Annotated in this window: 11 protein-coding genes; 4 read left to right on the plus strand and 7 right to left on the minus strand. The window is 68.7% G+C overall.

The genetic code is table 11. The features are described from left to right. The first annotated feature begins 22 nt into the window (after positions 1–22). Positions 23–466, plus strand: coding sequence for a CBS domain-containing protein (locus ENSA5_RS29180; RefSeq protein ID WP_106394993.1), 444 nt, complete (start codon positions 23–25; stop codon positions 464–466). 15 nt (positions 467–481) lie between these two features. Here the strand turns inward: ENSA5_RS29180 and ENSA5_RS29185 are convergent, their stop codons facing one another. Next, positions 482–679, minus strand: coding sequence for a hypothetical protein (locus ENSA5_RS29185; protein ID WP_106394994.1), 198 nt, complete (start codon positions 677–679; stop codon positions 482–484). A gap of 519 nt (positions 680–1198) precedes the next feature. On the opposite strand from ENSA5_RS29185, the gene ribD reads away from it, so the two are divergent. After that, positions 1199–2575: a bifunctional diaminohydroxyphosphoribosylaminopyrimidine deaminase/5-amino-6-(5-phosphoribosylamino)uracil reductase RibD gene (ribD, locus tag ENSA5_RS29195; protein WP_106394996.1), complete on the plus strand. Its 1377-nt coding sequence runs from the start codon at positions 1199–1201 to the stop codon at positions 2573–2575. A 238-nt stretch (positions 2576–2813) separates the two neighbouring features. On the opposite strand, the gene ENSA5_RS29200 is transcribed toward ribD, so the two are convergent. The 5 genes from ENSA5_RS29200 to ENSA5_RS29220 form a co-directional block, all read right to left on the minus strand. Continuing rightward, entirely contained in the window at positions 2814–3641 is an 828-nt protein-coding gene (locus tag ENSA5_RS29200) for a LamG domain-containing protein (protein ID WP_106394997.1), read from the minus strand. A 160-nt stretch (positions 3642–3801) separates the two neighbouring features. Beyond that, entirely contained in the window at positions 3802–4326 is a 525-nt protein-coding gene (locus tag ENSA5_RS29205) for a response regulator transcription factor (protein ID WP_106394998.1), read from the minus strand. Positions 4327–4668: 342 nt separating this feature from the next. Beyond that, the gene (locus tag ENSA5_RS29210) at positions 4669–5847 is read right to left on the minus strand and encodes an ABC transporter permease (protein WP_258183045.1); all 1179 of its coding nucleotides are present in this window, start codon (positions 5845–5847) and stop codon (positions 4669–4671) included. Positions 5848–5873: 26 nt separating this feature from the next. After that, entirely contained in the window at positions 5874–6593 is a 720-nt protein-coding gene (locus ENSA5_RS29215) for an ABC transporter ATP-binding protein (RefSeq protein WP_258183046.1), read from the minus strand. Beyond that, positions 6590–7900, minus strand: a complete 1311-nt coding sequence (locus ENSA5_RS29220; protein WP_106395000.1) for an efflux RND transporter periplasmic adaptor subunit — start codon at positions 7898–7900, stop codon at positions 6590–6592. The genes ENSA5_RS29215 and ENSA5_RS29220 overlap by 4 nt, the downstream gene beginning before the upstream one ends. A 419-nt stretch (positions 7901–8319) precedes the next feature. Between ENSA5_RS29220 and ENSA5_RS29225 the strand changes: the two genes are divergently transcribed. Then, complete coding sequence (locus ENSA5_RS29225) at positions 8320–9195, plus strand: YHYH protein (protein ID WP_181198268.1); 876 nt, start codon at positions 8320–8322, stop codon at positions 9193–9195. A gap of 56 nt (positions 9196–9251) precedes the next feature. Here ENSA5_RS29225 and ENSA5_RS38450 read toward each other — a convergent pair whose 3' ends face one another. After that, positions 9252–9566: a hypothetical protein gene (locus ENSA5_RS38450; RefSeq protein ID WP_106395002.1), complete on the minus strand. Its 315-nt coding sequence runs from the start codon at positions 9564–9566 to the stop codon at positions 9252–9254. A 53-nt stretch (positions 9567–9619) separates the two neighbouring features. Here ENSA5_RS38450 and ENSA5_RS36485 point away from each other — a divergent pair. Further along, a partial coding sequence (locus tag ENSA5_RS36485; RefSeq protein WP_146156228.1) for a hypothetical protein occupies positions 9620–10009 on the plus strand: 390 nt, incomplete at its 3' end.

The raw sequence follows: 10009 nt of genomic DNA on the forward strand, positions 1-10009 counted from the left end.
CTGTTATGGTCGCATCACGCCCATGCGCATCAGCAAATACATGACCGACAAGCTCATCACTGCCCGACCCGAGGACGGCAGCCGCACAACCTTCTTCCGTATGCGTGAGCATGACATTCGCCACATTCCGGTCGTCAACGAAGCCGGGGCGCTGGTCGGGATCGTCAGTGATCGAGATCTGCGGCGGCCCAATTGGGTCGACCAGGCCCCGGACCTCGCCCACGTCTATCACCTCGATGACGACACGAAGATCGGCGATCTGATGACCCCGAGCGTGGTCACCGTCCACACCTACGACACCCTGCGCAAGGCGGTGGGCCTGTTCCTCGACCACCGCTTCGGCTGCCTCCCGGTCCTCGACAAGACCGAGACGCTGGTCGGGATCGTCTCGCCGCTCGATCTGCTCCGGGCCTTCGATGAGATCGAGCGCAGCACGACGCGCGAGCGCAAGGCGGCCAGGAGCTGAGCGCGCGTCGGTCGCTCAGTCGACGGCGATGCGGGCCGGAAAGCCAAACGCGAGCGCGAGGTTCTCACCGAGGTCGCCCCGGTTGTAGGCCTTGCGCTCGATGAGCTCGATCGCCTCGAGGTTGGCCTCGACCCAGCGCGCGCCGTGACGCCCGGCGATCGACTGACGCATCATCCCGCGCCCGTGCGGATCGGCGAGCAGGTTGATGCGCATGACGCGACCTGGCAGGCTGCTGAAAACCCAGCGCGCCGTCGACTACGACGTCGCCGTCAACCTCCTCGCCACGTTCGGGCTCGGCCAGGTCTGCGCGGGTAACGAGCTGAGCCGACCACTCCAACGAGTACATCGCCGAGCCCTTCCCCAACTACCAAGATTTCCACAATCCGGGCATGCCGGATCTGCAGCCGGCCTATCCGTCGATCCGCATCGTCGTCGACACCAATTTGCTCGCGTGGCTCGAGATCGGCGTGTGCTTCGAGCAGCCCCCCCCCGCCCCCGCCGATCGAATGGGGCGAGCTCTCTCGCGTTCCTGGCCCGGTCGCTCGTCCGTCATTTGGCCCCACCCGCGAATGGGAAGATCGCGCGGCAGGAGCCGACCCTTGGCCGAAACAACCCTGGCGCTCGCTGCCGAGCGAGCCGCGTTGTGCCCTATTCGCCACAGTCGATCGAGCCATAGACTTTCGGCGGCGCTCATGCTTAGGTCGCGGGCCGCTCGCGCAGCTCAGTCCAGTCATGGAAGCCTATCGCGATCACATGCGTCGCTGCATCGCGCTGGCCCGGCGTGCGGAGGGCCGGACGGCGCCGAACCCCATGGTCGGCGCGCTGATCCTCCGTGATGGCCAGGTCGTGGCCGAGGGCTGGCACGAGGGCCCCGGCCTCGCCCACGCCGAGGTCGACGCGCTCCGCCGGCTCGAGGGTTCGGCCGCGGGCACCACCCTCGTCGTCAACCTCGAGCCCTGCTGCCACCACGGCCGGACGCCGCCGTGCTCCGACGCGCTGATCGACGCGGGCGTCGCCCGGGTCGTGGTCGGGATGGTCGACCCCAACCCGCGCGTCGGCGGCAAGGGTGTGCGCCAGCTTCGCGACGCGGGCGTCGAGGTCGTGCTCGGCGTCGAGGAGGCGCGGTCCTGGCAGCTCAACCGCGACTTCGTCGAGCGGGTCCAGGCCCTCGTCGACTCCGGCGAGCTCGACCCCGAGGGCTTCGCGCCCGGGGCCTACGAACCCGAGCCCGAGGCCGGGTCGCCGACCCGCTTCGTGGTCATCTCGGCCCCGCGGACCGGCAGCGACGAGCTGTGCTCGCTGCTCGACTCGCACCCCGAGATCCTCTGCCACCACGAGCTGTGCAACGTCGACGGGGTCCGCTACGCGCTCTCGCAGCGCGACACCGGCTTTTGCCTCGGCACCACCGAAGCGCGCGACGCCGATCCGGTCGGCTTCGTCCACCGAGCGTGGCGCGAGCACCAAGGCGCGCGCGCGGTCGGGTTCGCCCTCGCCCGTCGCCACCCCGAGTTCGTGTTCCGCGACGTGATCGCCGATCCCGGCGTCCGCAAGATCGTGCTGAGGCGTCGCAACCGGCTCGAGACCTTCGTGTCCGAGCTGCTCGCCCGCAAGGAGCGACGCTGGACCCACGACGGCGCCTCGCCCTGCGAGCTGACCAAGATCAAGATCGAGGTCGAGCTCGAGCTCGACGATCTGCGCGCCTACGCCGAGCAGCAAGACGCGTTCTACGACCGGGTCACGCGGGCGCTCGAGGCCCGCGGCCAGGCCTTCATCGAGGTCGACTACGAAGACCTGCTCGAGGCCAAGACCCAGGCCCGGATCCTCGCCGAGCTCGGCTTCAACGCGGCCGCGCTCGAGGGCCTGCGCGGGACCACGCCCAAGCGCAAGCCCGACGCGCTCGAGGAGTCGATCGCCAACTACGACCAGCTCGCGCGGCAGCTCGCGGGCACCGAGTTCGAGGCCGAGCTCGACCCGCGCACGCCCAGGCTCGCGCCCTCGCCTGCTCGCGGGCGCCCCGAGAACCCTGGCGAGCTCGAGACCAGGCGCGCGCGCAGGGGACAGATGCTGGCCACGGTCGCGCCCGACGCCAGCGGCGACAAAGGGCGCTGATCCCGAGCGGCGATCACCACAGCCCCTCTTGGGCCGCCACGCAGACCCGCTACGCGTACTTGCGCGTGCGCACCCGTGCGATCGAGCGAGCGTGATCCTCGGCGGCGAGTTGCTCGTCGCCGGCCCGCTGGTCCTGCTCGACTGGGAGCAGGCGCCGCTCGCCGAGCTGTTCTTGGCCCCCGAGGTCGGCGACGAGTACGAAAGGTCATGCCGGCGCCCTGGTTCATCCGCTGTCCGCTCATGGCCCGGCGAGCGTCGCGATCTCTACGCTGGTCAGCGCGCGGTTGTAGATACGCAGGTCATCGATCCGACCAGTGCACTCTTGCCCGAAGCTCGGGCTGTCGCTGCCGATCGCCATGGGCTCACTGTTGTCAGCGAACACCAGACCGGTCATGTCGAGGATCGCTATCTGCTCGCCGTTTGCGTAGATCCGGCTCACCGCGCCATCGTAGGTGCTGGCGATGTGGGTCCACTCTCCGAGCGGCAGCCACCGCGCGCCCGCGTCCGCCTGGAACGATCCGTCGGAGGTGAGCACGCGCCACACGAGACCAAAGTCGGCGTCGTACATCATGGCGTACTGCCCGGAGTTGTCGGCCCACGCGGCGCGCCCAGACTGCGGAAAGCTCTCGGGTCGCACCCACATCGCCATCGTCACGGCCTCGCTCACGTCGAGGCTGGAGCTGTCCGGGACCTGCACGGCTTCACTCGTCGCGCAGTCCATGGCCATGCCCGTCACGCCTGGACTCAAGCCCAACACCGTCGCGACGCCATGGTTGCCGTAGCCCGAGTCATCGACGACCTCAGCTCTGAGCTCGAACTGGTAGTGAGCGACCAGCGAGTCATCGGCCAGCGGGTCACCATCGCCATCGCCATCCCCATCCCCAACTCCATCTCCATCCTCAACTCCATCCCCATCTCCATCTCCCCTCGTGCTCTCGCTCTCCGTGTCGCTCATGAAGCGAGGGTTGAGATCGATGATGCACCCAACGAGGCCGAGCGAAACCATGCTCATCAGCACCAGTCGGGCGCCAGCGCCGCACTCCTTGCTCACAAACAGGTCTCGCATCTAGACCTGAGTGTACGCGTCGTTTCGGGCCCAGGCCGGCTGGACCGTCTGACGCTTGATCCTCACGCCACTAGCAGCCCGGGGTGCAATGCATCAACTGGCTTCACGGCTCGGAGGCCGAACTCGTCGCCTCAGCGAGCCGTGCAGGGTCCGTGTCGCGTCACATCGGGGGCTCGATATCGGCCACGTAGCGAGCGACAGTATCGGCGTCCACCGGCCTGTCGACCACGGCCGCGGCGCCCATCTCGCGCGCGCGCGTATGCAGGGTCTCGTCTTCGGCCCCCATCAACATGATGACCGGGACTTCCCAGCCGATGCGGCGCAAAGCCGCGAGCACGGCGACCCCGTCCGCGCCGGGCAGGCGACCGTCGAGGACCATGACATCGATGGGCGGCCGCCTGTGTCGCGCGAGGTTCCGGCCGAGAAAGGACAGCAGCGTCTTACCGCTGCGCTGCTGCACGACCTCGTAGCCTCGCAGCTGCAGCGCCGCCGTCAGCCGCTTGCGTGAGCGCGCGTCGCTCTCGGCCACGAGGACTCGTGCACGCGGTCGCGTGAGCACGCGGGCGCGCTGGGCCGCCGTCCAGCGCGCCCGCCTGAATTTGCCGCGCGGCACGATGACCGGGTTGGAGGCTGGACTTGGGTTTTGGATGGTGACTGGATTCAACATGCTGCCCTGGAAGTGCATGACGCCTGCCAGGCGAAGCTCGAAGGCGACGATTGAACGCCGTCCGTAGGTGTCATGGCGTCGCCGACCCAGGGGCAGAGACGACAGGGCGTCGGTCGAAGTCCGGCGTGGCAACGACACGGCCTTCGCCGGCCTCGGTTCGCATGACGCGATGTCACGACCGTCAATGTGAAGGGTTGGTAAAGCCCAATCGCACACTCTCGCGAGGGTCGAGCGCCCCGCTCCGGCGAGCCAAACCCGGCAGGATCCGCCGGTTGGCGACGGCCGAATTTGCCAGACTCGGCTCCGCGACCTCCCGGGTCCGACGATCTGGCCAGACCGCCCCTCGTCGAGGGCCTGGGGCTACTCGTGGCGGAGGGCGTCGATCGGATCGAGGTGGGCGGCCTTGCGGGCGGGGATGTAGCCGAAGACGATGCCGATCGCGGCGGACACGACAAACGCGAGGCCGACCGCATCCCATGAGATGACCAGGGGCATCTGCATGTTCTGGGCGACCACGTAGGATCCCACGAGCCCGAGCGAGACCCCGACGGCCCCACCGAGGACGGAGAGCACGAGGGCCTCGACGAGGAACTGAACGAGCACTTCGGACGCGAGGGCACCAATCGCGATCCGCAGGCCGATCTCGCGGGTCCGTTCGGTGACCGAGACGAGCATGATGTTCATGATCCCGATGCCGCCGACGAGCAGACTGACGGCCGCGATCGCCGCGAGCAGCGTCGTCATCGTGGAGGTCGTCCCTTCGAGCGTGGCCGCGAGCTCCTGCATGTCGCGGACGTGGAAGTCGTCGTCCTCGCCCGCGTCGATCCCCCGACGCTGCCGCAGCAGGTCCTCCATGTCGGCCTGGACGCGAGAGGTCGACGCGGCATCGTCCGCAGACACGTAGATGTCGGTCAGGTCGTAGCTGCCCAGGATCCGGCGTTGGACCGTGCGCACGGGCATCAGGATCAGATCGTCTTGATCCTCTCCCATCGTCTCGCCCTTCTCGACCAAGGTCCCGATCACCAGACAGCTGAGCCGATCGACTCGCAAGCGCGTCCCGATCGCTTCAGCGTCGCCGTAGACCTCCTCGATCACGGTCTGGCCCAGCACGCACACCGGCTGCGCCCGCGAGACCTCGTCGTCGCTGAAGGTCCGGCCGGCCTCGAGCTCGCGGCCGCGGACCTCCAGGTAGCTCTGCGTGGTGCCGACGACAGTCGTGGAATAGTTGACGTTGCCGAACACGACCGTCGACTGGGTGGTCGCGCCCGGGGCCACGACGACGCCCCGCACATCTCGCGCGATCGCTTCGGCGTCCTCCAGCTCGAACGCGTCGGCGTCGCTGCGCATCCCCCCCGGCCCGCGGCGACCGAAGCCGGCGCGGACGAACAGGAGGTTGGGCCCCATCGTCGAGATCTGGTCCGAGACGTTCTTCGTCGCGGACTCCCCGAGGTTCACCATCACGATGACGCTGGCCACCCCGATGACCACGCCCAGCGCCGTGAGCACCGAGCGCACGCCGTTGCGGCGAATCGCGCTCATCGCGAGCAGGAACGCACTCCACAGCATCACAACACCTCGCGGGGCGGCCCGTCGGCGATGACGCGTCCGTCGCGAAACACGAGCACGCGGGACGCCACCTCGGCCAGCTCCGGCTCGTGCGTCACCATGACCACCGTGATCGCGCGCTCGCGGTTGAGCTCCACCAGCAGGCGCATGATCTCCTTACTGCGCTCCGTGTCGAGGTTCCCCGTCGGCTCGTCGGCGAACACCACCGCCGGCCGACTCACCAGCGCGCGAGCGATGGCGACGCGCTGCTGCTGCCCGCCCGAGAGCTGGGCCGGCGTGTGGCGAGCGCGCTCGAGCAACCCGACCTCGCGCAAGGCCGTGAGCGCCCGCTCCCGGCGTTGCCGCGCATCGACCCGCTGGTAGATGAGCGGGAGCTCGACGTTCTCCACAGCCGACGTGCGAGCGAGGAGGTTGAAGCTCTGAAACACGAAGCCGAGGTAGGTCCGCCGGAGCAGCGCGAGCTGGACGTGGTCGAGTCGACTGACGTCGACGCCCCCGAACCGGTACTCGCCGGTCGTGGGTGTGTCGAGGCACCCGAGGATGTTCATGCAGGTCGACTTGCCGGACCCGCTCGAGCCCATCACCATCACGAATTCTCCCTGCTCGATGACGAGGTCCACACCGTCGAGCGCCGCCACCCGGGCCTCGCCTTCGCCGTAGATCTTGGTCACCCGAGTCAGGGAGATGAGCGGCGCGGGGATCGGGGGCTTCGGGCTCACGCTCCCCCCCTCATCCCGACCACGACCGCGTCGCCTTCGTCGAGCTCGCCCGCCTCGACCTCCGTGTAGCGACCATCGCTGGCGCCGACGGTCACGGGCACGGCGACGAGCTCGCCCGCGCGCAGCACGTGGACGAGGGCCTCGCCGTCCACGGTCGGCTCGATCTCGGTCTCGGCCTTGCGCGCGGGCGGGCCCGGACGCGTGGGCACCGAGAAGAGCCCGCCCTTGTTCCGATCGCCCCGGCCGCCGCTCGACTCGGCCCCGCGGCTGGGGTCGAAGCGGAGGGCCAGGGTCGGGATGCGCAAGACCTCGGCGTGGCGTTCGGCCAGGATCGTGGCTGTCGCCGTCATTCCCGGGCGCAGGAGCTCCTCGTCGTTGTTCACCGCGAGCACGGTCGTGTAGGTGACGACGGCCGAGGTGTCGGTCGTCGCCGGGGCGAGGTTGACCCGCTCGACCGTCGCGTCAAAGGTCCGCCCCGGCCACGCGTCGACGGTGAACTCCGCCGACTGCCCTTCGCGCACCCGCCCGACGTCGGCCTCGTCGACGCCGAGATCGAGGCGCATCACCGACAGGTCTTCGGCGATCTGGAACAGCTCGGGCGCCGCGAGCGACGCCGCGATCGCGTTGCCCGGCTCGACGCTGCGGGTCAGCACCACGCCGTCGATCGGAGCCACGATCGTCGCCTTGGCCTTGTTGGTCCGTGCTTGCTCGACGCGGACCGCCGCGAGCGAGCGCTCCGACTTGGCCCGCGACGCCTCGGCCTCGGCCAGTCGGTGCTCGCTGATCGCGGCGTCGAGCTCCTCTTGCGCGACGACCCCCTTGGCCGACAGAGCTTCGGCGCGCTCCTTGGTGATCGACGCCGCGTCGAGCGCGGCCTTCGCTCGTACAACCTCGATCTTGGCCGTCGCCAGCGCACCCTTGGCCTCGGTCAACGCGTTGTCGAGGCTGACCGGATCCAGCGTGGCCAGGACGTCTCCGGCTTTCACGCGATCGTTGACGTCGACCTCGACCGTGGCGATCCGTCCCGAGATCTCGCCGCCGACGCTGACGACCCGCTTCGCCTCCAGCGTCCCGGTCGCGCCGACCGTTTCGTCGATGTCGCCGCGGTCGACGACCTCGGTCTGGTAGCTCGGGGCCGGCGGTGGGCGATCCAGGCGCGCCCGTGCGAGCGCGAGGCCGACCACGAGGGTCAGCACAACGCCCCCCCAGACCACGACCCTGCGGATCCGGCGGCGGCGCACGTTGCCGACGACGGCCAGCACCGAGTCTTCGTCCACGGTCACCGCCACGTTCACGCCATCCGCCATGCGTGCTCCTGGTCTCTCATCGGCCCGAAGCGATGCACGAACCCTGCCAGCAAGAGTCGACCTTCCCTCGCGGATCCGGACCAATCAAGCGGCAGAATCCGCCGCCCGGGCCTGCAGGATCCGCCTCCCGGGCCTGCAGGATCCGCCAGCGAGCGCGGGAAGACCGAGACCTCTCGGTCCGCGCGCTCGCGCAGCTTCTCTCGTGGCGTGTTCTCTCTGGCACCTGAGATGCATGCGCTCCTTCGGGCACAAAGACCATGACCCCTCGAGTCGTTTCGACCCCCAAGCTCCTCCTCCTCGGCACCTTGCTGATCGCGCCGTCCTGCGCGCGTCCATCCTCGCCATCATCGGGAGATCAGGGAGCTCAGGCCGGTTCCCCCCAAGACACGCTCTCGACGGCCAAGGCGGTCGATCCGTCCTTGTTCCTGGCGGCGGGGCTCGCGGGTCCGGTCCAGGAGGTGCCCTGCACACTCGAGAGCGGCGAGTCCACGACTTGTCTGCGGATCGCGCGGACTTCGGTCCCCTCGGACCATGCCCAGGGGCCCTGGTGCCCGAAGTCCATCCACGACGGACCCGAGGCCGGTGGCATCTGGCCCGAAGCCGGCGTCGCGCACGAGGTCACGGGCGAGTTCGTCGCAAACCTCGCGACCTTCTATGAGGATTCAGCGTGGGCTGTCCACAACGAGGACGGAACGATCAACGTGACCGACTCCGCCGAGAAGTGCGCGGCGGCGGCTCGGCCCGACGTCGACCCGGACCTTCACAATCATTGCGTCGAGTGCCTTCCAACCTACCTGGCCCAAGACACGGTGGTCGAGACGCTGATCCCCAAGGTACCGACAAAGGCCAGGTCACCCTCCCCGATCCGATCCAATATTGGACTCGCGCTCAACGGCGTGGAATTCGCCGCGCCGGCGCCGACGCACGCCATATTGGCCGCACACACCCTCGCCCCCTTCGACGACTGCGGAGGCCACATCAACATGCACGAGGGTTACCACTATCACGCGGTGACGAGCGGCTGCCTCACGAGTATCGCCCAAGGCGATGCCCACGCCCCCATGATCGGGTACGCGCTCGACGGCTTCCCGATTCACGCCCGCGCAGGTGACGACGGCACAGAGCCCATCGACCTCGACGAGTGTCGAGGCCACGCTGACGAGACCCGGGGCTACCACTATCACGTGGCTGGCCCTGGCAAGAACCAGACCCTCAACTGCTTCACGGGTGAGATCGTTGAGGGCGCCGCCCGCCGTCCTCCCGGACCACGGCCGGATCAGCCACCACCGAAGTAGGCCACGATGGATGTCCCGATGGATGTCCCGCCAAATGTCCCGCCAGATGTCTGGGATCACCCCACAGGAGGCCCGCGAGGCGACGCCGAGTGGATGCCTCGCGCGCTGAGGCTGCACGCCCTGGGGCCCACGCCTCGCGCGAGGACGTGAACCGAGGCTTTTGCGATCTCCTGCGCCCGTTGGGGCACGAACCCGTCGTGCTCCGGGGGGTTCGAGAGCCTCGAGGTCTCGCTGTCACGGACCGGGAGCGCGTCGACATCGCCGTGTTGGCTCAGCTGGTCGTCCGCACCCAACTGGGGGGCCGTCGGCGCGCAGCCGACGAGCCAGAGCGCGGCGACGAGCAGCGCCAAGATGCGGCGGAACGCGAGCACGCCACCAACCTACTCGCCAAGCGCGAAGATGGCAAACACCATCACTACGGCTCGTGAGTTATTGGGACGTCGGATACTGGCAGGTACAGGCTCGTGTCGATATAGGGTTCGCCGGCTGCGGCGATGTCTTCCCTGGCCGCTTCGGTGTCACCATGTTCAAACGAATCACGAACTCCTGGAACCTTGCATATGTCTTCACGCTCGGCCTGGCGCTGCTGATGATCAGCACCCGGGCGGAGCTGCAACCGCGCCCCGGTCATGAGCACGCCCCGGCCGCGAAGGTCGCGCTGGCGGGTCACATCCTGACCTGGACCCCCGCTGCGATCGCGGCCTACCGAATCGCTCACGGCCTGCTGAAACGCAACAAGTCCGAGCGCCCGGCCGACGACGCCCAAGTCGCAACCGCCCGCGAGCTGGTCCCCCCGCCCACGCCCGACGAAGAG

Source organism: Enhygromyxa salina, assembly GCF_002994615.1.
Classification (GTDB): domain Bacteria; phylum Myxococcota_A; class Polyangia; order Nannocystales; family Nannocystaceae; genus Plesiocystis; species Plesiocystis salina_A.